The organism is Nocardia sp. NPDC060255 (genome assembly GCF_042727395.1).
In the GTDB taxonomy this organism is placed as follows: Bacteria; Actinomycetota; Actinomycetes; order Mycobacteriales; family Mycobacteriaceae; genus Nocardia.
Window position 1 is genome coordinate 59,903 of the sequence record NZ_JBHXAU010000033.1, and the last position, 25,934, is coordinate 85,836.

Here is a 25,934-nt window from a genome sequence, read left to right on the forward strand (position 1 = left end):
AGCTCGGAGCCGATGCCGCCCTCAGTTCCTCCTGATCATCCGATCAACGGCAGTCGATGCCGTGGGGCCGCGCCGACCTGTCCGTGGTTGCGGCGTCGGTTATGTCTGGGGTGACCAAGTGGCGGCCAACTGCGGGCTCAGGGTTGCCGCGCTTCCACGCGCCCGTCGTATTCGGCACGGGCGGCGTCGATGTGCGCGAGATGGCTGATGCTCCAATCCAATAGGGGAGCGGTGGCTTCGCGCAGGGTCTTGCCCATCGGGGTGAGCTCGTAACTGACGTGCGGTGGCATGACGTTGTGCACGGTGCGGGTCAGGATGCCGTCGCGTTCCAGGCTGCGCAGGGTGACGGTGAGCATGCGCTGGCTGATCCCGTCGGTGTCTCGCTTGAGTTCGGTGAAGCGGCGTGGCCCATGCCGGAGGTTGCGCACGACCAGCAGCGACCACTTGTCTCCGACGATCCCGAGCACCACCCGAGCCCGGCATGCGTTGTCCGGCTGGCTGTCGGTCGTGGTCATGGTTACCTCCAAGGAACCCGAGCACCGAAATGTGCCTTATTGCCCGCACAGGTCGAATGATGAATGGTGGTTATTGAACAGTACCGAGTTACGAAGAGTAACTCCAGATTTCGCGCGCCGTCGCGCCCTCGAACAGGAAGATCGTGGCAACTATGTCGACATTTCTGCTGGTACACGGTGCTTGGCACAGTGGACGCTGCTGGGAGCGGGTGGTGCCGCTGCTGGAGTCGAAAGGGCACCGGGTGCTCGCGCCCTCGCTGACCGGCTACGGCGACAAGGCACATCTGCTCGGCCCCGAGGTGGGGCTGGACACGCACGTCGACGACATCGTCACACTGATCAACGAGGAGGACCTCCGCGAGGTGGTCCTGGTGGGCCACAGCTATGCGGGACTGGTCATTTCGTCGGTGGCCAACCAGGTCCCGGACCGGATCGGACACCTCGTTTACCTCGACGCGATGGTCCCGACGGACGGCGAAACCGCAGTCGACGTGCAACCCATCAGCCAACACCTGATCGACCTCGCCGCGAATTCCGGCACCGGCTGGCGCGTCCCGCCCCTCCCCGAACGCCCACCACCCTTCGGCCTGTTCGGCGTCACCGACCCGGCGGACATCGCCTGGCTACGCACCATGCTCTCCGATCAACCGGTGCGCTGCCTCCAACAACCGGCCCACCTGAACAACCCCGCCACAACCGCAATCCCACGCACCCACATCCACTGCGTCGGCGCGACCCCACCGGGCATCACCCGCCGCCCCGTCCCCGCCACCCAACCCAACGGCTCTCCGGCCCAAATACGGGAACTACCAACCGGCCACGACTGCATGATCACCATGCCCACCGAGCTCAGTGAACTACTACTCGAACTCAGCCACAGCAGCGTGGACCGCGCCGCCACAACCCAGCATTCCATCCCCTATCAGTCCCACCAAGGGGGCGCGGCATGATCGATAGTCGGCAATTCGGCGGCGCCTAGTGGACCGGGTCAGTACTCGTTCTTGATGACGAAGTAGGAGCCGCGGATGGTTCCGGCCAGTTTCGATTTCTGGCGAGCGAACTTGAATGACGCGAGTTCGGCGGGGACTTCCATCCCGTCGGAGAGTTTGAATCCGACCGCTCGTTTGCCGGAGTCGTCGACGGTGTACATCACGTTGATCGATAGGCCGTTCTGGTAGAAGACGTAGGCGATCCGAATGTTCTCTACCTGAAATGCGGTCGCTTCGAGCGGGGGAGAGGCGATGACGATGCCGCGTTCTTCCTCGAGGATCCGGTTCACCCAGTCGATGGTCGACGTGGCGTCGCTCGCGGGCTCGACCGTGAAGACGTGGTCGTATTTGTTCTTGAAGTATCGAGCCTCGTTCGCCCGTAAGCCAGCGAGTGCGTCCGCGACCGGCGACGACTCCAGGCCTACGGTCGATACGGTGACGAAGTCCACGACATAGGGCATGGCCAATTCCTCCGTGTTCGGGTCCGGTCGGTGGCGTCGGACATCTTCCACCTAGGGGCGGATTCCACGTATGCGCTGGTAAAGACGGTAGCCGACGCAGGGCTGCATGGCGGCGCCGACGCTCGGCCGCAGTGTCGCGACCGAGCCCGACAGTACGATCGCGGACGCCAGCGGCCCGAGATTTCCTCGGGCCGCTGATCGTCGGACGTCGAATTCGCCGCTACCTGACCGAGTTGGCCAACCGATCGGCATAGGGGGCAGTGAATTTTCCGACAATGGGCAGTTCCGCGCGGACACCGCCGGTGTTGTTCGCCCGGACCATGGCCATGATCCAGACGACGAGCGCGAAAACCGCGAGTGCGAACCCGGCGAGGCTGAAGATGATCCCCAGGGCGCCGAGAAGCGAGCCGACGATGCTCAGCACAATATTGACCACCGCGACCGCCCCGAAGAAGACGATCGATTGCGAGGCATGGAATTTCACGTCGGGATCGTTCTTTCCCACAAAGAGGAAGATGATTCCGGTGAGCCATCCCAGCGCGTAAGCCAGGATCGCGCTGGTCTTCTTGTCCAGGCCGGTGGGCTGCGGTTGGTTCGTGGGCAGGTGCGAAGATGTCATGGGTTAAGTAGATGCCGGGCGCGCCCCCTACCGATCCCAGGTTCAGCACGAACCCGCAGGTCACGGGGCGGCCTGCGCGGTTCGATCACCGCGCGGCATTCCATTGCGCTCGACCTACCGAAACCTAATCGGCGGACGCCATTTGGACGACGATCCCACCGAAACGCGCCTCCTGCATGGTCGCGGGATATCCGTCGATAAAACACTCACCGGTCCGGGTGACCTCGACGCATTCTTCCTGCCGCGAGCCGTCCGAATGTTCGAGCGTATCGGTGTAGTAGGCGATCATTCCGCCACTGAGACTGGTATTGAAACCGGTGACCCGGCGCCCGGCCTGATCGGTGGTTCTGTTCAGGCAGTGATCGCAGACTCCGAGGGGGTACCGTGCGTCGTAGATCGCCGGCCGCGCTCAGCGCGAGCACGGGTGGGTGTATCGGCGTCCGGGATCCGGTTCTTGCAACAGGAAATCATTGCGGGCGAGGACTTTACGCCCAGAATCCCCAGGGTTGCGGCTGCGCAACAGGCCGATGAGAACAAACTCGGCATAGTCGGCTGTCTCGGCATCGATCGCGGTGCGCTGCGGCATCTCATCGATGCGCGTGCGTCCGGCATCGTAGGCTTCGAGCGCTATCAGCTGCGCGACCGAGAGTTCACTGTCGGGGATGTCTCTGCTGGCGTGTTCTGCTCGCGCCAGGTGTTCGGCGATCACCGTGTCGATGGTGCGTCCGGGCGCCGACAGCAGCCCGCTGCCGTAACCCGCCGCGGTCACCAAGACATAGCCGTCCAGATCACGACGATCGGTTGCGATCGTCTGTAGGAACGCGAAACCTCGCCCGTAGCGGGCATTCTCGAGCCCCTGGTGGGGGTAGGGAACGAGAGTGCCGGGATCCCGCGCCTGATCGCGCGCGAACCGCAGCGCCTCATCGTAGGTCGGCGGCGAACTCAGGTCTGGCCGTTGCATGACCGCCAGCCTATCGAGCCGAACGTTTCGAGGGCTGACACAGATTCGGCACCACAAAGTCCGCTGACAATCACGACAGGAGATGTCGTGATTATTTGAAACGCTGAACGCGGCGACTGTCGGAAGGCCCGATCGGTCACGTCTCGAAGGAGCATCAGGTGAGTTCTGGCGTCAACCCGTGCATCGTGTTCAACGGCAACGCGCGGCAAGCGATGGAGTTCTATCGGGAGGTTTTCGGCGGCGATCTGACGATCGGAACGGTCGCGGACTTCGGCTCGCCGGAATCGCCCAACGCTGACACCGTCATGCATGCCCATCTCGACACGAAGGCCGGCTACACGCTGATGGGCTGGGACTTCCCCGACGACCGTCCCGACCACCCGCCCTATCGCCCAGGCAACAACGTTGCGGTCTTCGTCGGTGGCGACGACGACGAACTCCGCGACTACTTCGAGCAGCTTTCGGTCGGCGGCACCGTCACGTTGCCCCTCGAAAAGCAGGCGTGGGGCGACGAGGCAGGCTCGCTCGTGGACCAGTTCGGGATCAACTGGATGTTCAACATCACAGCCCAGCAGCACTGATCCGGGCTCGCAGCCGAAGGCGATCCTCGGCACGACTTCTCGTCACTGTCCCACCTGTCGAGTCGTCTGGGGATTCGACAGGAAACTGGTCGAGTGTTATTGGCAGACAATGTAATCGACCAGCAGAGGCAGGTATTCGCTTGGTGCACAACATAACTGGGGAAAACATCGCCCCGGTTTGTTGCTACCGTTACGGAACGCCCGGGCAGTAGGCCGGGGATGCGGCCCGACGCCCGGCGTGCTGAGGACGACCCGCTGCGTGGTCTGAATTCCTTTCCGACACAAGAGGAAGTCGTGTTATGGCCGAGTATCTTCGGACCGCCGAACGGCGGGCCATCATGCCCAGGAATTGGATCATGAAACTGGCTGTCGCCGCGGCGGCGGCGTTCGCCGGCCCGGCCATGCTGGTCAGCCCTGCCATGGCGGACCCGACCCTGAAGCTCACCGTCGACAACAAACAGCACGTCAACGCCGACGGCAGTGCACAGATCACCGGCACCTACACCTGCACTGCCGTCGGTCGGGTCAACAGCGCCAGGTTCGGCTTCTTACATCAAGACAACGTCCAGGGGGACGCGCCTGGTGGGCGCGGGATAGTGACCTGTGACGGCGCCGCCCACCCCTACACCAGCGACGTCGCGGCGCCAGTGACTTTCCCGTACCAACGCGGCCCCGCCACAGTCGACGTCACCTGGGATTTGTACAGCGCCGACGGAAGCACCGAGGTCAGACTCACCGATGTCCCCGTCACCCTGCAGTTGTGAGATTCGAGCCTGCCCGCGCCGGCGCCGCGGCGCGCGTAGTGGAGTGCGGTCACTCCCTCGGCGCTCCTGCGGCGGGATCAGCGTGGCGTCTCGCTGCGACCGTTGGCGGCGCGCCCGTACGTGTAGTGGATGAGTCCCTGGTGATACTTGCCCACGTTGTCGTATAGGGCGCGAGCCGGGGCGTCTTCCAGCGTGTTCCAGTAAAGGCCTGGGAAGCCGTGCTTTTCGGCGTCTTGCGCTACCCACTCGATCACTGCCGTCGCTACACCCCGCCGCCGGACTTCCGCGTCGACGAACAAGTCCGCCAAATAGCATTTCCCTCTGTACCAGATGCTGGCGTGGAACACGTAGTGGGCGATCGCGACCATCTTGCCGTCCAATCGGGCGGCGATCCCGCGTATCTGCTCGTCGTCGAGCAGGCGTCGCCAGGCACGTTCGTAGTCGGCGTCGCTTCGTTCGACGGCGAAGTAGAGATCTTTGCCACGTGCCAGCAATTCCCAACTGGCGCGGTCGGATTCAGTCAGGAGGCGGATTTCTACCACGGTGACCATCCTCTCATCCCCGATCGACAGCGGCAGAACGTGATTGAGCGCGTGGTGGCGGGGTATGGCCGGTGCGGACCCGCCTGCGTTGCCGGGAACCTGACACAGATCGATCGACGGACTCCACAGGGGAAAGGAACGAACGCGATGACAGATACCCTCGTCGACCTCACCCTCGACAGCCAGGTAGCGCGACCCGCTGCTCGGCTCCAGTCAGCACGAAGCGGTGTGAGTTCGACTGCCGCGACCGTCTGGCGCGACGCCAAAACCGTTCTGGTGACCCGGATCAGCGGTCCGCGGCAACTGACGACGGTGCCACGACTGGTCATTCCGATCGGCGACACCCAGCTCGCCTTCCGGGTGTCGTCGCAGTCTGAAGAAGCCGAAGAGCTGGCGCGTGACGGCCGGGTGGTCGTTCAGCCCGGCGACCGGCGCGGCAATCCCGCTCTCGGCTCCCACCAGCGGCAAGGCCAAGCCCAGTTGGTGACTGCGGGCAGCCTCCTGCCGCATGTCGAATCGGAGATCGCCGCGAAGTACCGGTGGCGAATTCCGATGGCGCGCTTCGCTCATCGCCTCGGCCACGGCGGCGCACGCTATGCGGATGTCGTTGTTCTCGTGACCGTGGCCGAGCCGAGCCCGATACCCATGCTGACGCAGTGATACGCGAGGTCAGGCAAGCGCATGGAGAACGAGCACGACTGACGTCGCGATCGAGAACGCGAGGAAGACTTCATGACGCCGGACTGGAGCATCGCCAGACCGAGCAGGACGGACAGGATCAGCGAACTCGTCGCGCTGTCCGGCGGGATCTCTCCGGCGACAATTGCTGTGTCCCCGGCCTTTTCGCCTCAGTGGCGGCGCGCACGGAGCCCGTTGATGAGGATCGACAGCAGCCGCGGCCCTCGTGCGTCGAGTTCGGCGTCGTCCAGCCGCGACAACCAGCTGATGAGCACGATGACGTCGCGGGCTTCGGCGTCGTCACGGATACTGCCGTCCGCGCGCCCCGCGGCCAGCAGCAGTTCCACCGCCTCGCCGATCGGACCGAGGCTGTGGGCGGCGAGGTCGCGCCAGGTCGCCGCCTCGAAGGCGGCGAACACGTCGCGCTTGACCCGGGCGTAGGCGGCGACCCGGTCGAACCACGCGGCCAACGCCTCCAGCGGCCGATGCGTTGCCAGCAGGCGTGGAGCCGCGGCGACCACCTCGTCCACCTCCTGGCGATACACCTCGGCGAGCAGATCCTCGCGTGTCGGGAAGTGCCGGTACAGCGTGCCCTGCCCGATACCGCAGGCCTTCGCGACCGCGTTGAGTTTCAGCTCTCCGGGCTCGCGCACTAGATCGCGGGCCGCTCGCAGGATCAGTTCGCGGTTGCGTTGTGCGTCCGCACGCCGCGTCCCGCCGCTCTTGACAGAAGCGGACACTTGTCCGCTAAGGTCGTCAGGGTAACCGGACATGTGTCCACTCTAGTCGAAGGATTCTTATGACCGTTCAGGGCAAGGTTGTCGCCATCACCGGAGCGAGCAGCGGAATCGGTGCGGCGACAGCCCGCCACCTCGCCGCACTCGGCGCGGCCGTCGTACTCGGCGCCCGCCGCACCGACCGGCTGGACCAGCTGGTCGCCGAGATCGAAGCCGCCGGCGGCCGCGCGGCCGCGACACGAGTGGACGTCACCGATCCCGAAGACCTCCGGTCGCTCGTCACCGTCGCCGTCGACCGTTTCGGCAGCTTGGACGTCTTGGTGGGCAACGCCGGGATCAGCAAAATCAGCCCCGTCGCCGACCTGGACATCGAGGGCTGGTCGGCGATGATCGACGTGAACGTCAAGGGGATCCTGTACGGGATCGCCGCGGCGCTGCCGGTGTTCCGTCGCCAGGGCAGTGGCCACCTCGTCACCGTCGTCTCGACCGCCGGCCTGAACGTCGTGCCCACCCAGGCGGTGTACGCGGGAACGAAGAACGCGGTCCGCACCCTCTTGGAGGGACTGCGGCAAGAAAGTACCGACGGGGTGCTGCGGACGACGTCGATCTCTCCGGGCTACGTCCGCACCGAACTGGTCGACAACGCCGTCGCCGATCCCGCCGTGCGCGAGCAGATGAGCCGGAGCATGGCCGATCTCGGTATCGACCCGATGGCGGTGGCCCGGGCGATCGCCTTCGCGATCGACCAACCCGACGACGTAGAAATCGGCGATCTGACCATTCGGCCGACCCGCCAGGGCTGAACCGCATTCATCGAGAGATGTTGGCGGCCAACCGATCAGCGGTTCGCGTCCCTCAGCGAGGTAACGGTGGTGGCGGTACCTTGGCGTTACGATCTCGCCCGACATTCGTTGGGAAGTCAGCGGGACTGGCGGGCTGACCGGGATGCGCGGGGAGGTAGTAGTTCCACGCAGTCCGCTCGTAGCGGGGTCAGTATCGCCTCGGTGATGTCTTCGAGCTGGTGGGCTTGTGCGGAGGTCAGGTGTGCGAAGAGATGGCTGCGGACCTCGGCGGTGTAGCCCGGCTCTGTTTCGGCTACTACCTGGGCGCCCGAGGTGGTCAACCGAGCGAGTGTTCTGCGGGCGTCATCGGGGTCGTTGCTGCGGGTGATCCATCCGCGCGCCTGGAGTCGGGCCACGATCCGCGACAGGTGAGACGGGGTGACGCTGGCGGTGGCGGCCAGGCGGGTCATGTGCACTTCGCGATCTTCGCTGAGCGAAAGCCACCGCAAGACTTGGTATTCCGCATGGCTGAGTCCTGCGACGCGTTCCAGGTACGCATCCAACTCGGCAGGCAACCACATCATGACCCCGATGAGCAACGACCACGTGCGGTCCTGCTGAGCCGACAGTCGCTCCTTACTACCCATGCCGCCATCTTAGCGATACTTGCCGCAGCAAGCATTCCTGCGTACATTTGCTTTCCGTGGCAAGGAAATCCTTGCCGGGACAGGAGACCCTGATGCAGGCTGCACGCTTTCATAGATACGGCGACCCCGACGTGCTGATCGTCGAGGACGCTGCCGAACCGCACGCCGCCCCGAACTCGGTACGGATCAAAGTGCAAGCGGTGAGCGTGAACCCGATCGATTACCTGCTGCGCGCCGGTGTCCTGCGGGAGATACTTCCCCTCGCGCTGCCGGCGATACCTGGACGCGACGCCGTCGGAGTGATCGATGAAGTCGGAGCGGGAGTGTCGAACGCGAGTGTCGGTGACCTGGTTTTCGGTCTCGGTGGCGTGAGTGACACCACGGCGGAATTCGCAGTGCTGACGGCATGGAGCGCCGTCCCGTCCGAGTGGTCCATCGAGCAGGCCGCCGCCGCGGGCCTTGCCTCCGCTACGGCGGCCGGGGTGATCAACGCGCTTGGGGATTTGAGCGGTCGGACGCTACTGATCGAGGGTGCTTCAGGCGCAGTAGGAAGTGCCACAGCCGCTTTCGCGCTGGCCGCCGGAGCTCGGGTGATCGGCACCGCCCGACCCGCGAACCATCACTACCTCACCGACCTCGGTGCCGTGGCGACAACCTACGGGCCGGGTCTGGCCGACCGCGTCACCGCGCTGGCTCCGGAGGGGATCTATGCGGCTTTGCATGCGGCGCCGTCTGATTCGTTGCCGGACCTGGTGACCATCGTCGGCGACGCTGGCCGCGTCGTTACTGTCATCGATAGAGAAGGAGCTGAGCGTCTAGGCGTCCGAGTCGTGGACGCCGTCAACGACTCCGCTCTCCTCGACCAAGCCGCCGACCTCGGCCGGCGCGGCCTGTACACCCCGCGCGTCGACCGCGTTCTGCCCCTTTCATCCATTCGGCAGGCGCACGAGCTGGCCGCGAGCGGTGCGGGCAAGATCGTGGCCACGCTGAACCGAGCGTCGCTCCGCGATTGAATCCGCTTGGTGCGAACGATAATTCGCTACATCTGCGGCAGCTGCTCGCCCTGTACCACTTCGATATCGAGGTCGATCTTGACGGTGGTGCCGACCGCGGCGACGCCCGCGCGGACGAGGACGTTGTAGTCGATGGCGAAATCGTTGCGGTGTAGCAGGGTTTCGGCGTGGAACGCGGCACGGACGCCGCCCCACGGGTCGGGGCCGCAACCGCCGTAGGTGACATCGAGGTCGATCGGGTGGACCTGTCCGTGCAGGGTGAGTTCGCCCGCCATTACCCAGGTGTCGCCGCCGGTGCGGCGAAAACTGTTGCCGGTGAAGCTGATCACCGGATATCGCTCGGTGTCGAGGAAGTCGGGGGAGCGGAGGTGGTCGTCGCGCATGCCGATGCCGGTGTCGATGGTCGCTGCCTTGATTTCGGCGAAACCGGTCGACTCGCTGAAAGTCTCGGCGATGTTCAGTCGGCCGTTGACCTCGGCGAAGCGGGCCTTGATGCTGGCGATGCCCAGGTGACGTGCGGTGACGATCACCGTCGAGTGCACCGGGTCGATGGTCCACGGTCCCGGCGGCGGGGTGGCGACGACACCTGCCTCCGGTTCCATGGTGATCTCGCCGAGCCGGCCGGAGCCGTCGCCGGCGGCGCGGGCCATCTGCGCCACCGGCCGGAACCCGGGAGCGGTCACAACGGCGGTGTACGTGCCGGGGGTCAGCGGCTCGGTGCGTGCCGTCCCGGTGGCATCGGTCGCGGCCCGCGCGACCTGGCGGCCGCTCATATCGGTCACCGTCAGCACCGCATCCGGCACCGGCCAGCCGTCCGCGGTGTGAATACGTGCTGTCAGCCCACTCATGACCGTGCTGTCTCCGAGAAGCCCTGGTCCTCCGTGGTCACGCCGTCCGCCTCCTCATAGCCGAACCGCACATCGTGCGTGATCTCGTCACCGGCCAGGGTGACCTGGCTGGTCACCGGCGGATAGCCGCGGGCGACCACCGTGTAGTGCCCCTCGGGTAGATCGCGCAGGACGTACCGGCCGTTCTCGTCGGTGCGGGTAGTGGCGATCGGTTCGCCGGCCGCGTCGAGCACCGTGACGTACGCGTCCGGCACCACCCGCCCGTTGGCCGAGGCCGACCCGGCCAGCACGGACATCGGCGAGAGCTCGATGTCGTGCTGCAGCTGGCCGCTGTCGGGCACGGTGAGTGTAATCGCGCTGGGCCGCATGCGTTCTGCGGCCGCCACCAGGGTGTAGGTGCCCGACAGCACACCGTGGCAGAGGTAGGCGCCGTCACTGTCGGTGACCGCCGCGCCGACGACCTCGCCGCGCATATCGGTGAGCGTGACCGTCGCGCCGGGAACGGGAACCTGACGCCCGGCTGTGCGCACCACGCCGGACAGCTCACCGGATCCGAGCAGCGTGAGGTCCAGTGCTTGCGGCTGCTCGCCGACGGTCACGTTCACCGCCGCGGGCTGCAGCCCGCCCGCCGACACGATCAAAACGTATCTGCCCGCGCCAGGCGCGCCGATACGGTAGCCGCCGTCCGAACCGCCGGTCGCCCGCGAAACCTGGTGTCCGCGTTGGTCGATCAGTGTCAGTGCCGCACCGGTGACCGCGCGGCCGTCCTCGCGGCGGATGCTGCCGCCGATCGAACCGACTTCTCCTGCGGAGAATCCGGCGGCCGAATTCGTCACGGCCGGTTGGCTGACCACCGCCGGGGTCAACTGTGCCCGGCTGCCGTTGCTGCGCCCGACCGCACCGGCCAGCACCGGTTCGGGCTCGCTGAGCGCCTGGGCGGCACCCTCCCAGACCTGCGCGTCGTCCCACGAGTCGGCGCCCACCGCGACCTTCTCACTGGGCTCAGGGGCAGGCGCCCCGGCATCCTGCAGCGGAATCTCCTTCATGAAAAGCAGTACCACACAGGCCAATAGCGCCACCGCGGCAGCGGAGTAGAAGACCCCGTGCAGGGAGTCGGTGAAGCCGATCAGGATCGGCTGCTTCACCGCGTCCGGCAGCGCGGCGATACCGCTCGTGTTGCTCTGCAGGCTGTCGAGCTGGGCAGGCGCGAATCCCGGCGGCAACCGCCCGCCGAAGGCGTCAATGATCTTGTGCGGCAACAAGTTGAACATGATCGTCAGGAACACCGCGACGCCGAGCGTGCCGCCCATCTGACGGAAGAAGGTCGCCGACGCGGTGGACACCCCCATATCGGAGGGCGGGCCCGCGTTCTGTGCCGCGATGATCAGCGTCTGCATACAGCCACCGAGACCGAACCCGATGATGCCGCTGTACAGCAGCGGCTGCCACACCGGACTGTCGAACAGCACCTGCGCGTACAGCGCTGCGCCGCAGGCGATGACGAAGGTGCCGACCACCGGAAGGAACTTGTATCGGCCGGTGATCTTGGTGACCCGCCCGGCGATCTGTGAGCCGATCATGATGCCCGCCACCAGCGGCAGCATCAGCAGCCCGGCCTTCGTCGGCGAATAACCGCGCACCACCTGCCAATACAGCGGAACCATCGACAGCGCGCCGAACATCGCGACGCCGACGATGAACCCACCGGCAATGGTGACGCTGAACGTCGAACTCTTGAACAGCCGCAACGGAATCAGGGCCGCGTCCTTCATCAGATATTCGATGAAGACGAACAGCAGCAGTCCGACCGCTCCGATCGCGTAGCAGATGATCGCGCGGTTCGACCCCCAGCCCCAGCCGCGCCCCTGCTCCGCGACGATCAGCAGCGGCACCACACAGATCGCCAGCGCCACCGCACCGAACCAGTCGACCCGGTGATTCTGTCGCTGATGGGGCGTATTGAGCACTCGGAACACCACGGCCAGCGCGATCACGCCGATCGGCACGTTCACCAGGAACACCCAGCGCCAGCCGTCGATCCCGCCGAGGCTGTCATAGCTGGACAACCAGCCGCCGAGCACCGGGCCGAGCACTGTCGCGCTGCCGAACACCATCATGAAATAGCCCTGATACCGGACCCGTTCGCGGGGCGGCACGATATCGCCGATGATGGTGAACGCCAACGACATCAGGCCACCCGCGCCGAGGCCTTGCAGGCCGCGGAAGCCGGCGAGCTCATACATCGAGGTCGCGAACGTGCAGGCGGCCGAGCCGAGCACGAAGATCCCGATCGCGGTGAGATAGAACGGCTTTCGCCCGTAGATATCGGCGAGTTTGCCGTACAGCGGGGTGCTGATGGTCGCGGTGATGAGGTAGGCCGTGGTGGCCCAGGCCTGTTCGTTGAAACCGTGCAGGCTGTTGGCGATCCGCACGATCGCCACGCTCACGATGTTCTGATCCAGTGCGGCCAAGAACATGCCGAGCAGCAGGCCGGACAGGATCGTCATGATCTGCCGGTGCGAGAGTGCCACTCGCACAACGGCAGTCGAGTCCGGCGGTGCCTCGATGGTCGGGTTCGTCATATTTCAAAACCTATTGTGGTTCGGTCATACGGGGCTGGGTGGTTTCGATCGCGGTATTGAACCGATCGAGCAGGTCGGTCAGCGCGGACCGTTCCTCGATCGGCCAGTCGGCCAGGAGTTGGGCAATCCAGAGGTTCCGGTGCCTGCGGTTGCGCTCGAAGACCCGGACGCCCTCCGCGGTGGCCGCGAGCACGCACGCGCGGCCGTCGATCGGATCGGCGCGGCGCTCGATAAGGCCGTGTTCCACCAGGGTTCTGGTCTGCCTGCTGATCGTGGAGATCTCCGAGTGCAGTTGCTCGGCGAGCTTGCCGGTGCGTTGCGGGCCATCGTGCACGAGATAGAACAGCACCGCGTAGGCCAGCCGCTCCAAGCCGTCCGGCCCGTGCTTGGACAGCTGCGTTTTCGTCCGGTTGATCAGCCGCACGAACCGGACCAGTTGTGCGCCAAGCCGATCGGCGTCATCGAGCCCAACAGCGGCGGCCGTGGGTTCGAGACCGGCAGCGGTCATCGCATTCACCTTCTTGCACACCTACAGACTTACTTAGCACCTATAACTAGTTGCTTCTGCCAACTATACATTCAACGTGCCCGATGAAGCCATGGCCAATACCGAACAGATACGTCAATGTCGCTGTACGAGATGACCTCTGGCACACCCCGCGAATCCCACTGGAATATCCCCTCGCGAAGCGTCGCGCTGTACCCGGGTTTGTGTTGTCCTGTCGCGGTTTTCGGGGCATGCGGGCGGAAATGCGGTGGCGCAGTTGTCGGCAGGCCCTGCGCCAGACCGCTGGCCGATCAACATCCGCCGGGCGAATCGCTCGATATGTGGTGCGATGTGGGTCGGGCCGCTGGTCTCGTTGTCATCAAGGTCCGTCGGATCCTGCCGAAAGATTGACCCGAGACACACGAGCGGGTCTCTGCGAGTATGTCGACGGCGGTGTTGCGGTCGTCACAACCATGGTGCCGTCGAAGCATAGTGCTAGCCGCTGAAAGAGATTCGTCGCCGCCACAGGAAGCAGTCACGTTGTTATGAGCGAAGAGCCGACCATCATCGAACTCGACGAGGCCGTCCTCACCGGACCGCCCAAGACCCTGGCCGGCGGCCTGGCCAAGGCTGTGCGGCCACGTCAGTGGGTGAAGAACGTCCTGGTATTGGCGGCACCGCTGGCCGCGGGGACGATTCCGGGTACCGATACCTTTGCCATCTCCGACCTCACCCGCGACCTGCACATCGGCATCGCGTTCGTGGTGTTCTGCCTGGCAGCCTCGGGCATCTACCTGGTCAACGACTCCCTCGACGTCGAGGCCGACCGGGCGCATCCGACCAAACGCTTCCGGCCGATTGCCGCCGGTGTGGTTCCCGTGAATCTCGCCTATGCGCTGTCGGTGGTGCTGCTGATCGGCTCGATCCTGCTCTCGTTCGTGGCGACGTGGCAGCTGGCCGTGGTGATGGCGGTCTACATCGGCATCCAGCTCGCGTACTGCTTCGGGCTCAAGCATCAGGCGGTGCTCGACGTCTGCATCGTGTCGTCGGGCTTCCTGCTGCGCGCGGTCGCCGGTGGCGCGGCGGCCAATATTCATCTGTCGCAATGGTTCCTGCTGATCGCGGCCTTCGGCTCGCTGTTCATGGCCGCGGGCAAGCGCTACGCCGAGTTGAAGATCGCCCTCGACACCGGCGCCAAGATCCGCAAGTCGCTGCAGTACTACACGCCCACCTATCTGCGTTTCGTATGGACCCTGTCAGCCACGGCGGTGGTCGTCTTCTACGGGCTGTGGGCGTTCGAGGCTGATCACAAGGACAACCCGTGGTTCGCAGTCTCGATGATTCCCTTCACGATCAGCATCCTGCGTTACGCGGTCGACGTCGATAGTGGCGAAGCCGGTGAACCCGAAGAGATCGTGCTGGGCGACCGCACGCTGCAGGTATTGGCCCTGGCGGGTGTCGCAGCAGTCGGTGTGGCCGTCTACCTGACCTGAGCAGACCACCAGGCGGAGGGTTGCTGCGATCAGCGCACCAGCTGAGCATGCCAATCCGCCCGGCGAAGCGTGTGTAACCGAACTCGCCAACCGAATCCTCCTGCTGTGGACCTTAACTGGCGAAATCAGCCACCAACCGGTCAGCAGAGGGAGCAGAATCTCAAAACCGTTGCCAATCATTCTGAGATTCGGCCACGAGCTCTGAGACCCTGCACGCACCGGATGATGGTGTGCGCGGTAGGCATTCGGCGGACAACTGGTTGTCCGGTGTCTTTTCGGCGCGTCGGTGGGGTGCCGCTGAGACACTGGCGGTACCGGATCCGTTCAGCGTTGCCGGGTTGCGGCGTCGGGTGTTGGTCGTGGGGACGGGAGCGTGATCGCATGTCGCAGAGCTCGAATCAGCGGGGATCCCGGGGTGAGGATGCGGTACTACTAGCGGCTGGGCTGGCGGATCTGGCGCTGAGCCGGGTCGGTCCGGTGGTGGGCAGGGCGCTCGGGTTGCTGCGGCGGTCGGATCTGCCGGGGCTGGCGGGGGCGGCGGAGAGTGATCTGAAGGCGCGCGGGCGGTTGGCGTTGGATCGGAATGCGCTGGTGCCGCCTGCCCATCTGGAGATTCTTGCGCAGCAGGTCGTCGCGCGCGAGACCGGTTCCGGTGCGGACTGATCGGTACGACGCCTGCGCTTTCAAGGCTCGCGTCGACGACATTCTCGAGGAGTTCGTCGGACGGGAACGCGACCAACTGCTCGAGATCGATTCGCGGCTACGTCCGGTAGCTGATCAGCTCGTGCTGGCGAGCGGGCATGGGAAACGGTTGCGGGCGGCGTTCTGCTACTGGGGTTGGCGCGCGGCCGGGCAACCGGACAGTGACGCCTTCGTGCGGGCCGCCGCGTCCCTGGAGTTGGTGCACGCCGCGGCGAGTGTGCACGACGACATCATCGATGACAGCCCGCTCCGGCACGGCCTGCCCACCGCGCAGACCGCCCTGCATGCGTCGCGCCATCGCGCACCCGCGTTCGAACAGACCGGAAAGGCCCTCGCCATGCTGGTGGGGGATCTGCTCATGGCGTTGGCGGGCCAGTTGTTCGTGACGTGTGGTTTGCCCGCGGCGTACCTGTCGCGGGCGCGCCCGCTGTGGGCGGTGCTGGCGCGGGAGTTGATCGCCGGTGAATGCCTCGAAATCCTTTGCACCGGTGCGATTCCCGACGTCACCGAGTCGCTGAAGGTGGTGCGATACAAGACCGCCAAATACACCGTCGAACAGCCCTTGCTCCTCGGCGGCGCGCTGGGCGGCGCGGATGGTCGTTTACGGAAAGCGTTCTCCGGGTATGGACTTCCGCTGGGTGAGGCGTTCCAGCTGCGCGACGATCTACTCGGCCTTTTCGGTGACCAAACCTGCACCGGCAAAGCGAATCTCGACGATCTGCGGGCCCGCCGCCCCACCGCCCTGCTCGCCGAGACCTGGCAGGCCGTCGACGATCCGCAGCGCGAACGACTGACGCAATTGCTGGACCTCGACGAGCCCGACGACGCGGACCTGTGCGAACTGCGCGACCTGATGACCAAGGCCGGCGCACCCGCCCGCATCGAGGAAATGATCACCGCCCGAGTCGAGGAGGCCACCCACGCCCTGGCCGATGTGCCCGCGCCCGCCGCCCGCGCGCTGACCGAACTGGCCAATGCGGCAACCACGCGCCGCCACTGATTCGCTACCGACGCAAGGAGTTTCGATGAGCTACACGCAAGACTCGATGGACGCACTGCGACTGCACGGTGACGAACTCGCCGACGCCACCGTGGCCACCCTGTTCGAGCGTGGGGAGGTGGGCAAGTTCAACACCCTCATGCGTTATGTCTCCGCCGCCGGTGCGCCGTTGCCCGACGACCTGCCCGACGTCGCCCGCGAGTATCTGCGATCGACTGCCGCGCCACCCGCCTGGGTGGATTGGGAGGAGATGGAAAAGGCCAGGCTGTTCTTCATCGACAACAACGTGCACATCTCGACCGCGCTGTCCTTCGCCTCGATGCCCGCGTGTTACGTCGTGCCGCAGGTCGCGAAGTTGTTGTCGGCCACCCATTCGCTGGAGTATCCGTCCAAAAGGATGGCCGAGACGGGACAGTTCACCGTGTATCTCATGCAGCCCGACGCCTTCGAGGCCGGCAGCCGTTTCGTGCCCGCCGTACAGAAGGTGCGCCTGCTGCACGCCGCCATTCGACACCACTTGGCCCGCGAAAACCGCTGGGACACAGCGCAATGGGGCACGCCGATCTGTCAGGAGGACATGATCGGCGGACAGATGCTGTTCTCCATGCTGGTGCTGGACAGCCTGCATCGGTTGAACATCCACATGAGTGTGGACGGTGCCGAGGCCTATTTCTACGCGTGGCGGGTGGTCGGTGCGATGCTCGGCGTCGACCAGGTGCACGCGCCGAAAGACGTCGAGTCGGGACGAGAGTTCCTCGACCTCTACCTGCTCCGGCATATGGGCCCGAGCGAGGAGGGGGTGAAGCTCACCCGCCAACTCATCGACCTCTATGAGGAGGTCGTGCCCGGCACCCTCTTCGACCCGGTGGTTGGCGCCCTTATCCGCTACCTGATCGGCGACACCTGCGCCGACTGGCTCGACGTGCCGCGCACCGCGTGGGACACCGCGATCAAGACTGTGCCCGCGCTGCTCGGCGTCCTCGAAACCATCGAGGACAGTTCACCTTTGGGGGAGTGGGCGCTGGACCGCCTCGGTCATCTCACCACCTGGTTCGAACTCAGCTCACTGACCCGAGGCCGGGTTATGCAATACGCCATCCCGGAAGAACTCAAGCCCGGCTTCGGCCTCTCCTCGGCGGTGTCCCGCGCAAGCCGCTGGACACCGCCGGAACCCAGCATGGCCGCCGGCTAGCCCCGGGAATCGCTTCACTCGATGGCATTCAGCGGCCCAGGCGTTGACGAGGTCAGCGTCGACGCAGTGCGGGATCGAGCAGGGCGGGTGTCGCGTCGTTCTTCTCGTCGGCGGCGAGGTCGACACCGGGAGTGACGATCTCGTCGATCGCATCGAGGACGTCGGCGGAGAGCACGGTGTCCGCGGCCGCGAGTTGGGAGTTCAGGTGATCGAGGGTGCGGGGTCCGATGAGGGCGCTGGTCACGCCAGGGTGCGCGGTGACGAAGCCGAGTGCGAGCTGGATCATCGTCAGACCGGCCTCGTCGGCGACCTTGGCGAGCTGCTCGACGGCATCGAGCTTGGCCCGGTTGGCGGGGACGGTGGTGTCGAAGCGTTGCGGCATGAATGTTGAACGGCTGGTGGTGATTTCGCGGCCCGCGCGAATCGCGCCGGACAGCCAGCCGGAGGCCAGTGGGCTCCACACCAGCACGCCGAGTCCGTACTGCTCGGTCACGGGCAGCACGTGAGATTCGATGCCGCGCTGCAGGATCGAGTAACTGGGTTGTTCGGTGACATAACGGGTCAGGTGGTTTTCCTTGGCGGCCCACTGGGCCTGGACGATCCGATACGCCGGGAAGGTCGAGGACCCGAAGTAGCGAATCTTGCCCGCGCGCTGCAGGTCGCTGAGCGCCGAGAGGGTCTCCTCGTCGCTGGTGTTCGGGTCCCACCGATGGATCTGGTAGAGGTCGACATGGTCGACGTCCAGTCGGCGCAGGCTGTTGTCCAATTCGGTGATCAACCAGCGGCGCGAGCTGCCTCGATGGTTGCGCTCCTCGCCCATCGGCAGGTACGCCTTCGTCGCCAGCACGATGTCGTCCCGCCGGCCCGCGATGGCCTTGCCGACCATCTCCTCCGACTGGCCCGCACTGTAGGCGTCGGCGGTGTCGATGAGGTTGATCCCGGCCTCGAGGGCGGCATCGACGATCGCGGTCGCGTCGTCCTGGGTGGTCCGCCCGACCTTGCCGAAGTTCATCGCGCCGAGCGCGAGGGTGCTGACCTGCACGCCGGTGCGGCCCAAGGTGCGGTACTGCATGAGAATTCCTCCTGGAGAGGTGTGCGAGACGAGACTTGGCTGGTCCAGCATCCCGATAAGCGGAGCGCCGTTCCGATAACCAATATACGGAACATTGCTCCGTTTGCCAAGCGGGGTGCCTCGACTGCCACACCAGGACTGCTATCCGAGGGAACCTCATCCAGTTGAACGCGCCTGCCGGTGGGTCAGCGGGGACCTATGCCGAACTCGGCTGGTGTACCGGGAACGTGGTGCCGATGCCCATTCCGGTGATCCATTCGGGGACGCGTTCGTAGCTGGTCCAGACGAAAGGCGTTGCCGCCGCGGCAGCTCCGATCAGCCAGTTGCGAATCTCGTTGCCGCCGCGGCCCGCGACGCGTTCGAGTTCGTCCTCGGCGAGCGCGGCGATGGCTGCCAGGTCGGCGTGGCGCAGCCGATCGAGGAACCAGGTGTCCCATTCGGTGTTGACCTGGGTGTTCGGGTCACCACCGAGCGCGCGGATGCGAGGTTCGCGGGCCGCGTCGAAGGCGTGCGGGTCGCGGCCGCCGTGGATTACTCCGGCTCGGCGCTCGCCGTCGAGGTCTGGATCGCGAGGATCGGCGGACGGCAACCAGTGCGACAGGCCGCCACTGGCGATGAGCAGGACCCGTCCCGCGAAATCGGCTGAGCGGATGGCATTGCCGAGCGCCCGCCCGAGCTGGATGCAGCGAGGCATGGTGGGCAGCGGCGGCGCGGTGGTGTTGACGACCAACGGGACCACGGGAACATCTGCTGTGCCACAGATCATTTCGTAGCTCTGCACGATGCCGTGATCCACGGTGAGCGCGTAGGACAGGGCCAAGTCGAATCCCGCTGCGGTGACCCGCTCTTGGATCGACCAGGCCAACTTTTCCGCCACCGGCAGGGGGCCGGGCCGACTGCCGAAATCGCCGAATCCGGTGGCCTGTTCGACGCCGAGCACGAACGGCGGCATCAGGTCGTAGAAGTTGGCATGGAAATGATCGGGGCCGACGACGATTACGGCATCGGGGGCCAGCTCCGACACTGCCGCGGCGACTCGCTCGGCGTCCGCGAGAAAACGAGCGCCGGGTGCGGCAGGCCCGGTCGGTGGCAGCAACTGCGCGAACGGCGAGTGGGAAATAGCGACGAGTCCGACGATCTCGGTCATGCCGGATCCTTACCGAGCAACAGGAATTCGCGATGCGCGTGCAGGAACTCGTTGCGCTTCTCCCACTGCGGCCAGTGACCGGCGTCGGTGATCACGTGCAAGCGAGCGTCGGGCAGCCAGGTCAGCAGCAGCTCGGCCTCGTCGAGCCCACCGGTCGGATCATGGTCGGTCCACAGCAGCAGGGTCGGCGCGGCGATCTTGCCGACCCACTCGGGTCGCCACGCGAAGTCCTTGCGCACCACCGGATCCTGTAGCACCAGGATGTTCTCGGCGGCTCGCACGAAACCGGGGCGGCCGTAGACGGCGCGGCGCAGATTCACCAGCTCCTCGGTCACCAATTCCTTGTGATGGAACAGAAATTCGACTCGCTGACGCACGGTGGCGGAGTTCGGGTCGCGCACCGCGGCCATGGTGCTCTCGCGCATTTTCACCATCACCTCCGGCTTGTCGGCGATATTGCCGGGGGTGTTGAGAATCAGCCGCCGTACCCGCTCCGGATGGTGCGCGGCGGCCCAGGCGACCACCCAGCCGCCCAGCGATTCACCCGACAGATGCGCGGCCTCGATGTCGAGCGCGTCCATCAGCCCGATCAGGTGCGCGGCCAGCACATCGGTCGTGTACGGATAGTCGGGTAGATCGGACCAGCCATGGCCGACCATGTCGTACACCGTGACTCGGAAGTCCTCGGCCAGACCGGCGATATCGCGTGCGTAAGCCTCCAGATGACCGGCGGTGCCGTGCAACAGAATCAGGTCCGGGCCGGACCCGGCGCGCAGCACCCGGGTGCGTACTCCGGCCACCTCGACGAAACGCAATTCATGGGGGGTAGTCGACAATTCGCCCCAGATGCTGATGTGTTCGGGCAGCGCGTTCATTGTGGTTCCTTTCCGAATCGAGCGCGGGCCTCCGCGACGGTCACCAATCCCGCGCTCTGCCTTCGCCCCACGCCGAGCACGCCGAGCAGGCGGGAGTTCTCGATGGTGAGGAATTCGACCGGCTCGGTGGGGGAGTCGTTGTAGTGGCGGTGCCAGGTCCACGGCGGGGTGTAGATGAAATCGCCTGTCGCCCAGGACTCGGTGTCGTCCTCGACCTCGCTGTGCCCGCTGCCGGAGATGACATAGTGCACAGTTTCGTGGTGGTGGCGTTGCATATCCGAGCTCAGGGCGGGCGGGATGGTCTGCCGGAATATCTCGAAGGTGACGGTGGGCAGTCGCCCGGCGATCGACAGTGCGGTGGGGTTGTGCACCTGATCGGCGGGTAGTGGTGCCAGTTCGGCCGCGTGTACCACCACCGGCCGGGCCGCGCCGGGCGGCACGGTATCGGCGAGGGCGCCGAGAAAGTCCGCTAGGTGGAAGTCGTTTCCGCCGCTTGCCATCAGATGGTCTCCGTTCACCGAGCGCTTTCCAGGTCTAGCCTGGCTGGTATGGGACGGCATGTGATCGATGCGTTCCCCTGAGAGAGACGGTGATCGACATGGGAGACGACACCACGCGGAGTAGCGCCGAACATAGCGAACGCGAAACTCCGATGAGCGGATTAGAACGCGCGGCAACAATTTTCGGGGCCTTCGATGTGACGCACCGCGAACTGAGCCTGGCCGGTCTGGTCGCCCGCTGCGGGCTGCCGCGCTCCACCGTGTACCGGGCAGCGGAACGGATGGCCGGGCTCGGCTGGCTGGACAAGTTCGGCACTCGCTATCGGATCGGGAGCCGGCTGTTCGAGATCGCCAGTCTGGCGCCGATCCGGCTGCAACTGCGCGAGGCCGTGCTGCCGTTCCTGCACGATCTGCACAACGCCACGATGACCACGGTGCAGCTCGGTGTGCTGGAGGGCGACCGGATCCTGGTGGTGGAGAAGATCAGCGGGCACCGGCCGATGCCGATGCTCTCGCAGACCGGCGGCGTCGTCCCGGTGTACTGCTCGGCGCTGGGCCGCGCGATTCTCGCCTACTCCGATCGGGAGACCGTCGACGCGGTGCTGGATGCCGAACTGCCGCAACGCACTCCGCGCACCATGACCAACAAGACGGCCATCCTCCGCGAGCTCGCCGCGGTTCCCTCGCGCGGCTGGGCGACCGAGCGGGAGGAGGGCAATATCGGCGTAAGCTGCATCGCCGCGCCGATTTTCGGACCGCTGGGCGAGGTCGTCGCGGCCGTCTCGGTATCCGGCCCCAGCGCTGCGGTGCGGGCCGATCGCATCGCGCCCGCGGTCTGCATGGCGGCCGCCGCCTCGTCGCGGGCCTACTTCGCGGCGGCACCGCGGGTGGATTCGGCACTGCGATAGTCGCAGCGCGCCAACTGGTTTCATGGCTGGACAGAGTGTTCGGCCACGACGGCCGGGCTAGCTTGCTGACGCCGGATCAGTGCCGGGGTGATCCGACGGTAAGCGGCCGGATCGATCGGGGCCAGCCAGTGCCAGGCGCGGACCGGTGCGGGGATGTCCAGACCGACATCGCCGAGCACCTCGTCCACATTGTGCATGGAGAACGGAATGATCTTCGTGCCACGACAGTGGTGCCCGTCCGTGGCCGAGTCGAGGAACTCGAGCTGATCGTTAACAGCGGCGCGTCTGGTCGCCACGTCAGGCAGCGTGAGCAGGCCCGCCAGGTCGGCAGCGATCCACACCGCCGCCATCTCCGCATTCAGCGGACTGAAGAACGACGAGTTGTAGCCGTTGAAATACAAACCGGGGACGTCGACGGGCTGAATCTGCCGATACAGCATGAAGTTCCCGCGCGCGTCGAACAGCCGATCCCGCACCCCGGCGGGCAGGAACGGCACACCTTGGGTGAATCCGGTGGCGCACACGATCAGGTCGGCGGGCAGCGCCGCACCGTCGCTCAGCTCCGCGAACGGTCGGCCGTCGACGGCGAGCAGTCTGGTGATGGTGAGTTCGCGATGCACGGTGATGGCGCCCGCCGCGACGCTCTCGAAGAAGCCTTCGGTCGCCAAACCGATGGCGCCCCGGACGATGTCCTCCATCTGCCCGGGCGGCACCAGTCCCAGCGTATCCAGCCCGAACTGCCGGATCGAGGCGGCACCAACGGAATTGATCATCCGGTCGCGCATTCCCTTGCCCGGACCGTGCAGGAACTTCTCCACACCGCGCAGCCGCGCGTAGCGGAACAGCGCCTCGCCGAGCCGGGTGAGCAGCAGCAGTTTGAAGTTGACCCGGCCGCCGATCCGGCGCGGCACCTTCCACAGCATCTGCCGGGCAATGACATCCGTGCTCACCGCGACCTCACTGATCGGCACCGTGACATCGCAGGCCGACTTGCCATATCCGACGACCAGGACGCGCTTCCCTCGCGCCTGCTCGGCATCGTGGAATTCCGTTCCGGCGCAGAGTATCCCGCCGGACGCACGGAACTCGTCCCCGCCTGGGAACGGCGGCACAGCAGGTTCACAAAACACACCATTGGCGACTACGAGACGATCGAATGTCTCGGTGACGGGTCCGGAGGTAGCCGACACAGACGTGAGCGTCCACTGGTCGCCGGTATCCGGCTGTGCGGCAGTCACTTCAGTGTTCAAGCGGATGACCTCGTCGAGACCGAACGCGGCGGCGTACCCGGCGAGATACTCCTGCACCTGCGCGCCGGTCGGCCATTCCGGAAAGCCTTCCGGCATAGGGAAATCCGAGAATGAATACTGCGCCTTGGGACTCTGGGTGGTCAGCCCCGGATAGCGCCGCGTCCGGCTCCACACCCCGCCGACATCCGGCGCCTTCTCGAAGACCGTGACCGCGTGCCCGGCCTGGGTGAGCACCTTCGCCGTGGTGAGACCGGCGACGCCGGCCCCGATGATCGCGATTCGCATGACTTGACCCCTGACATTTCGGTCACCACAGCGTCGGTCTCCTTCCCATGAACCGCAAACGATCGTCTCTCCCAGAGAGACGATGTGCTGCGCTCGACGCGGTCCCGGGCCAGGCTGGAGTGAACGCGACGAACGAAGGAGTCGGTAGTGGACGTGGACGAGCAGACCCGGGCCGATCAGGACGACACCGCGCTGAAACTGCCTGACAGCGGCGAGAATATGGGGGCGATCGGCCTCGGCATCTACCTACGGCTGGATGGCGCCGACACCGGAGGCGCGTACTCGCTCTTCGAATACGTGGTGCCGCCGGGCCTCGGCGGGCCGCCCACCCATGTTCATACCCGGCAGGACGAGCTGTTCATCTGCACCTTAGGGCAGGTAGTTGTCGAACTCGACGGTGTCGCACGTACTTTGGTGGCCGGTGCATCGATGTTGCTGCCGCGCAACGTACCCCACGTCTTCTATAACCCGTTCGAGGAGGAGACCCGCATCATCGCGGTCGTCTCACCGCCCGGACTGGAGGAGTACTACCGAGACCTCAGCCAGCTGCCGCCGGGTCCGCGCGATATGACCAAAGTCGCCGAAATCATGCGGACACACGGACTCTCGCTGGTCATGAAGCCTGCTGAATGAGCACCGCGGAAACCCTTGTGCGGACGCCGGCAGGTTGAGCCTGCAGCGCCAATCCGGCGCCCTGGCCCGACCTGTCGGCGACCGCGGGTTCTCAGCCCTGGACCGGGAAGTTGGCGCGGATCACGCCGTGCGGATCCCGGGCCTGCTTGATGATCCGCAGCCGTGCAAGGGTTTCCGGATCGAACGCCGCGGCAGCCGACTCGCCGGGGGCGAGGAAGGTGTACGGCTTCGCACCGGTGATATGCGCGCCGAGCGCGTCGAGGATCTCGGCGAATCGGGTCCGGACCGCGCCGCTCGGGTTCGGCAGACCGAGCAGGTAGAGCGCGTACGGTTCGCTGACCGGACCGCGCGCGCCACCGTCGGGGCGGGCCTCGGCGAGCGCGCCGCCCAGATTCCGGATCTGGATGTTGAGCAGCGGTGCGGTCGGCGCATCGATGAGCGTCTTCACCACCGCGTCACCGAGATCGGTGAGCAGCTCGCCACGCGACAGCGACGGGCTCGGGTCGGTGGGCTCGGCGGTGATCTGGCCGATCTGCGCCGGGGTCAGCGCGCCGCGGGTGTCGGCGAGGATGCCATCGATGGTGTCCAGGCGCTGGGTCAGCTCGCGCCCTTCCGCCGGATCGCCCAGGTAGGCGAAGTCGAGGGCGACGGTCGGCGCGAGACCGGGAATCTGGTAGCGCTGCAACCAGACCGACAGCTCCGGAGGAGCGTCGGTGGTGAGTTCGGTGAACAGGTCGAACGCGTCGCGGGTGCGCTCGGCGGACCACATCACCCGGCCGCCGAACAGTCGCGGCAGCGGGAACAGGTCGAACTCGATGCCGGTGACGATCGCGAAGTCGCCGCCGCCACCACGCAGCGCCCAGAACAGCTCCGGATCGGAATCGGCGGTGATCCGCCCGCGCTGTCCGCTCGCATCGACGATCTCGAACGCGCGCACCGCGTTCGCGGCCCAGCCGTACTTCCGTGCGAACCAACCGAACCCGCCGCCGAGGGTGTATCCGGTCACGCCGACCACCGGGTTGCTACCCGCTAACCCGGTGAGCCCGTGTTCGGCCGCCGCGGCCTGCACCGCACCCCACTGCGCCCCGGCGCCCACCCGCGCTACCCGGCGCTCGGCATCGATCTCGAGGTGGTTCAACGCACCGGTGCGAACGAGAATCGACTCGTCGATATCACCGGTCGCGCCGTGCCCGGTCGGCTGCGTCACCACGCGGCGCCCCGCCCGACCTGCGTACTGCAGCACATCCGCCACATCCTGGGCGTCGGCCACCTCGACGACGGCCGCAACCGATTGCGCCACCGCCACATTCCACGGCCGTGCAGCCTGCTCGAATGCCGCGTCGCCCGCCAGCAGCACGCTCCCACGAACCGCGCTGCGTAGATCCTCGATACCCATTGCTTCAACCTCACTCAGTGTTGCCTATTTCGTTGCTGCATGTATGACGACGTGCGGCAAGCAAGTGTGACATCCGCGCCGACGCAACCTGTTCGAGCGGGCTGACGGCCGGGGTGCGGGCAGTGCCGATTGATCGTGCGGTAGCATCTCGCAACTAGAGGTTGCTCCTCCGTTTACGTCCTCCTATCGATCCGCGCCCATACCGTGCGGTAGGTAGATGGCGACCGAACGGGAGAGATGTTCGCAGGCAAAGCGGGCCGCGAAGGTGCTGTATA

Annotated in this window: 29 protein-coding genes; 12 read left to right on the plus strand and 17 right to left on the minus strand. The window is 65.8% G+C overall.

From position 1 onward, the window contains the following. Positions 1-137: 137 nt before the first annotated feature. Entirely contained in the window at positions 138-515 is a 378-nt protein-coding gene (locus tag ACFWF1_RS39060; protein ID WP_379281282.1) for a winged helix-turn-helix transcriptional regulator, read from the minus strand. Between the two features lie 152 nt (positions 516-667). Here ACFWF1_RS39060 and ACFWF1_RS39065 point away from each other — a divergent pair, with 152 nt between their 5' ends. Beyond that, entirely contained in the window at positions 668-1,465 is a 798-nt protein-coding gene (locus tag ACFWF1_RS39065; RefSeq protein ID WP_379281283.1) for an alpha/beta fold hydrolase, read from the plus strand. Positions 1,466-1,503: 38 nt separating this feature from the next. On the opposite strand, the gene ACFWF1_RS39070 is transcribed toward ACFWF1_RS39065, so the two are convergent. The 4 genes from ACFWF1_RS39070 to ACFWF1_RS39085 all read right to left on the minus strand — a co-directional run bounded on the left by ACFWF1_RS39070 (position 1,504) and on the right by ACFWF1_RS39085 (position 3,545). Further along, positions 1,504-1,965 carry a phage tail protein gene (locus ACFWF1_RS39070; protein WP_379281284.1) on the minus strand — a complete coding sequence of 154 codons (462 nt, stop codon included), beginning with the start codon at positions 1,963-1,965 and terminating at the stop codon, positions 1,504-1,506. Between the two features lie 220 nt (positions 1,966-2,185). Further along, positions 2,186-2,584 (minus strand): DUF4870 domain-containing protein, encoded by a 399-nt coding sequence (locus ACFWF1_RS39075; RefSeq protein ID WP_379281285.1) that lies wholly within the window; start codon positions 2,582-2,584, stop codon positions 2,186-2,188. Positions 2,585-2,708: 124 nt separating this feature from the next. Next, entirely contained in the window at positions 2,709-2,873 is a 165-nt protein-coding gene (locus ACFWF1_RS39080) for a hypothetical protein (RefSeq protein ID WP_379281286.1), read from the minus strand. 120 nt (positions 2,874-2,993) lie between these two features. Then, a complete protein-coding gene (locus tag ACFWF1_RS39085; protein ID WP_379281287.1) occupies positions 2,994-3,545 on the minus strand; it encodes a hypothetical protein in 552 nt (183 codons plus the stop codon). Positions 3,546-3,703: 158 nt separating this feature from the next. On the opposite strand from ACFWF1_RS39085, the gene ACFWF1_RS39090 reads away from it, so the two are divergent. Together ACFWF1_RS39090 and ACFWF1_RS39095 are read left to right on the plus strand one after the other, a co-directional pair. Next, positions 3,704-4,126, plus strand: a complete 423-nt coding sequence (locus ACFWF1_RS39090) for a VOC family protein (RefSeq protein ID WP_379281288.1) — start codon at positions 3,704-3,706, stop codon at positions 4,124-4,126. A gap of 356 nt (positions 4,127-4,482) precedes the next feature. Further along, a complete protein-coding gene (locus ACFWF1_RS39095; protein ID WP_379281289.1) occupies positions 4,483-4,890 on the plus strand; it encodes a DUF6299 family protein in 408 nt (135 codons plus the stop codon). Positions 4,891-4,967: 77 nt separating this feature from the next. Here the strand turns inward: ACFWF1_RS39095 and ACFWF1_RS39100 are convergent, their stop codons facing one another. Further along, entirely contained in the window at positions 4,968-5,441 is a 474-nt protein-coding gene (locus ACFWF1_RS39100; RefSeq protein ID WP_379281290.1) for a GNAT family N-acetyltransferase, read from the minus strand. 138 nt (positions 5,442-5,579) lie between these two features. Here ACFWF1_RS39100 and ACFWF1_RS39105 point away from each other — a divergent pair, with 138 nt between their 5' ends. Next, positions 5,580-6,092 (plus strand): hypothetical protein, encoded by a 513-nt coding sequence (locus ACFWF1_RS39105; RefSeq protein WP_379281291.1) that lies wholly within the window; start codon positions 5,580-5,582, stop codon positions 6,090-6,092. Between the two features lie 188 nt (positions 6,093-6,280). On the opposite strand, the gene ACFWF1_RS39110 is transcribed toward ACFWF1_RS39105, so the two are convergent. Further along, a complete protein-coding gene (locus ACFWF1_RS39110) occupies positions 6,281-6,883 on the minus strand; it encodes a TetR/AcrR family transcriptional regulator (protein WP_379322269.1) in 603 nt (200 codons plus the stop codon). 26 nt (positions 6,884-6,909) lie between these two features. Between ACFWF1_RS39110 and ACFWF1_RS39115 the strand changes: the two genes are divergently transcribed. Further along, entirely contained in the window at positions 6,910-7,650 is a 741-nt protein-coding gene (locus ACFWF1_RS39115; RefSeq protein WP_379281293.1) for an SDR family oxidoreductase, read from the plus strand. 116 nt (positions 7,651-7,766) lie between these two features. On the opposite strand, the gene ACFWF1_RS39120 is transcribed toward ACFWF1_RS39115, so the two are convergent. Then, on the minus strand, positions 7,767-8,276 hold the full coding sequence (locus ACFWF1_RS39120; protein ID WP_379281294.1) for a MarR family winged helix-turn-helix transcriptional regulator: 510 nt from the start codon (positions 8,274-8,276) through the stop codon (positions 7,767-7,769). A 92-nt stretch (positions 8,277-8,368) separates the two neighbouring features. Here ACFWF1_RS39120 and ACFWF1_RS39125 point away from each other — a divergent pair, with 92 nt between their 5' ends. Continuing rightward, a complete protein-coding gene (locus ACFWF1_RS39125) occupies positions 8,369-9,289 on the plus strand; it encodes an NADP-dependent oxidoreductase (protein WP_379281295.1) in 921 nt (306 codons plus the stop codon). 26 nt (positions 9,290-9,315) lie between these two features. On the opposite strand, the gene ACFWF1_RS39130 is transcribed toward ACFWF1_RS39125, so the two are convergent. Genes ACFWF1_RS39130 through ACFWF1_RS39140 form a run of 3 tightly spaced genes read right to left on the minus strand, consistent with a single transcriptional unit; the run spans position 9,316 to position 13,227 of the window. Next, positions 9,316-10,137, minus strand: a complete 822-nt coding sequence (locus tag ACFWF1_RS39130; RefSeq protein ID WP_379281296.1) for a YceI family protein — start codon at positions 10,135-10,137, stop codon at positions 9,316-9,318. Beyond that, positions 10,134-12,719 carry an MFS transporter gene (locus tag ACFWF1_RS39135; RefSeq protein WP_379281297.1) on the minus strand — a complete coding sequence of 862 codons (2,586 nt, stop codon included), beginning with the start codon at positions 12,717-12,719 and terminating at the stop codon, positions 10,134-10,136. The genes ACFWF1_RS39130 and ACFWF1_RS39135 overlap by 4 nt, the downstream gene beginning before the upstream one ends. 10 nt (positions 12,720-12,729) lie before the next feature. Further along, entirely contained in the window at positions 12,730-13,227 is a 498-nt protein-coding gene (locus ACFWF1_RS39140) for a MarR family winged helix-turn-helix transcriptional regulator (RefSeq protein ID WP_379281298.1), read from the minus strand. A gap of 524 nt (positions 13,228-13,751) precedes the next feature. On the opposite strand from ACFWF1_RS39140, the gene ACFWF1_RS39145 reads away from it, so the two are divergent. From ACFWF1_RS39145 to ACFWF1_RS39160, 4 genes are all read left to right on the plus strand, one after another. Next, positions 13,752-14,699: a decaprenyl-phosphate phosphoribosyltransferase gene (locus ACFWF1_RS39145; protein WP_379281299.1), complete on the plus strand. Its 948-nt coding sequence runs from the start codon at positions 13,752-13,754 to the stop codon at positions 14,697-14,699. Positions 14,700-15,080: 381 nt separating this feature from the next. Continuing rightward, positions 15,081-15,362, plus strand: coding sequence for a hypothetical protein (locus tag ACFWF1_RS39150; RefSeq protein WP_379281300.1), 282 nt, complete (start codon positions 15,081-15,083; stop codon positions 15,360-15,362). Then, positions 15,352-16,401: a polyprenyl synthetase family protein gene (locus ACFWF1_RS39155; RefSeq protein ID WP_379281301.1), complete on the plus strand. Its 1,050-nt coding sequence runs from the start codon at positions 15,352-15,354 to the stop codon at positions 16,399-16,401. The genes ACFWF1_RS39150 and ACFWF1_RS39155 overlap by 11 nt, the downstream gene beginning before the upstream one ends. Positions 16,402-16,426: 25 nt before the next feature. Then, positions 16,427-17,593: an oxygenase MpaB family protein gene (locus tag ACFWF1_RS39160; RefSeq protein WP_379281302.1), complete on the plus strand. Its 1,167-nt coding sequence runs from the start codon at positions 16,427-16,429 to the stop codon at positions 17,591-17,593. A gap of 52 nt (positions 17,594-17,645) precedes the next feature. Here ACFWF1_RS39160 and ACFWF1_RS39165 read toward each other — a convergent pair whose 3' ends face one another. The 4 genes from ACFWF1_RS39165 to ACFWF1_RS39180 form a co-directional block, all read right to left on the minus strand. Next, positions 17,646-18,665, minus strand: coding sequence for an aldo/keto reductase (locus ACFWF1_RS39165; RefSeq protein ID WP_379281303.1), 1,020 nt, complete (start codon positions 18,663-18,665; stop codon positions 17,646-17,648). A gap of 196 nt (positions 18,666-18,861) precedes the next feature. Next, the gene (locus ACFWF1_RS39170; RefSeq protein WP_379281304.1) at positions 18,862-19,812 is read right to left on the minus strand and encodes a hypothetical protein; all 951 of its coding nucleotides are present in this window, start codon (positions 19,810-19,812) and stop codon (positions 18,862-18,864) included. Next, on the minus strand, positions 19,809-20,687 hold the full coding sequence (locus ACFWF1_RS39175) for an alpha/beta fold hydrolase (RefSeq protein ID WP_379281305.1): 879 nt from the start codon (positions 20,685-20,687) through the stop codon (positions 19,809-19,811). Before ACFWF1_RS39175 ends, ACFWF1_RS39170 begins: the two co-directional genes overlap by 4 nt. Then, on the minus strand, positions 20,684-21,187 hold the full coding sequence (locus ACFWF1_RS39180) for a cupin domain-containing protein (RefSeq protein WP_379281306.1): 504 nt from the start codon (positions 21,185-21,187) through the stop codon (positions 20,684-20,686). The genes ACFWF1_RS39175 and ACFWF1_RS39180 overlap by 4 nt, the downstream gene beginning before the upstream one ends. 152 nt (positions 21,188-21,339) lie before the next feature. Here ACFWF1_RS39180 and ACFWF1_RS39185 point away from each other — a divergent pair, with 152 nt between their 5' ends. After that, on the plus strand, positions 21,340-22,095 hold the full coding sequence (locus ACFWF1_RS39185) for an IclR family transcriptional regulator (RefSeq protein ID WP_379281307.1): 756 nt from the start codon (positions 21,340-21,342) through the stop codon (positions 22,093-22,095). Positions 22,096-22,115: 20 nt separating this feature from the next. Here the strand turns inward: ACFWF1_RS39185 and ACFWF1_RS39190 are convergent, their stop codons facing one another. Beyond that, positions 22,116-23,630, minus strand: a complete 1,515-nt coding sequence (locus ACFWF1_RS39190) for a flavin-containing monooxygenase (RefSeq protein WP_379281308.1) — start codon at positions 23,628-23,630, stop codon at positions 22,116-22,118. Positions 23,631-23,777: 147 nt separating this feature from the next. On the opposite strand from ACFWF1_RS39190, the gene ACFWF1_RS39195 reads away from it, so the two are divergent. Further along, entirely contained in the window at positions 23,778-24,263 is a 486-nt protein-coding gene (locus tag ACFWF1_RS39195) for a cupin domain-containing protein (RefSeq protein WP_379281309.1), read from the plus strand. Between the two features lie 91 nt (positions 24,264-24,354). Here ACFWF1_RS39195 and ACFWF1_RS39200 read toward each other — a convergent pair whose 3' ends face one another. After that, complete coding sequence (locus ACFWF1_RS39200; protein WP_379281310.1) at positions 24,355-25,659, minus strand: FAD-binding oxidoreductase; 1,305 nt, start codon at positions 25,657-25,659, stop codon at positions 24,355-24,357. Positions 25,660-25,934: the final 275 nt, after the last annotated feature.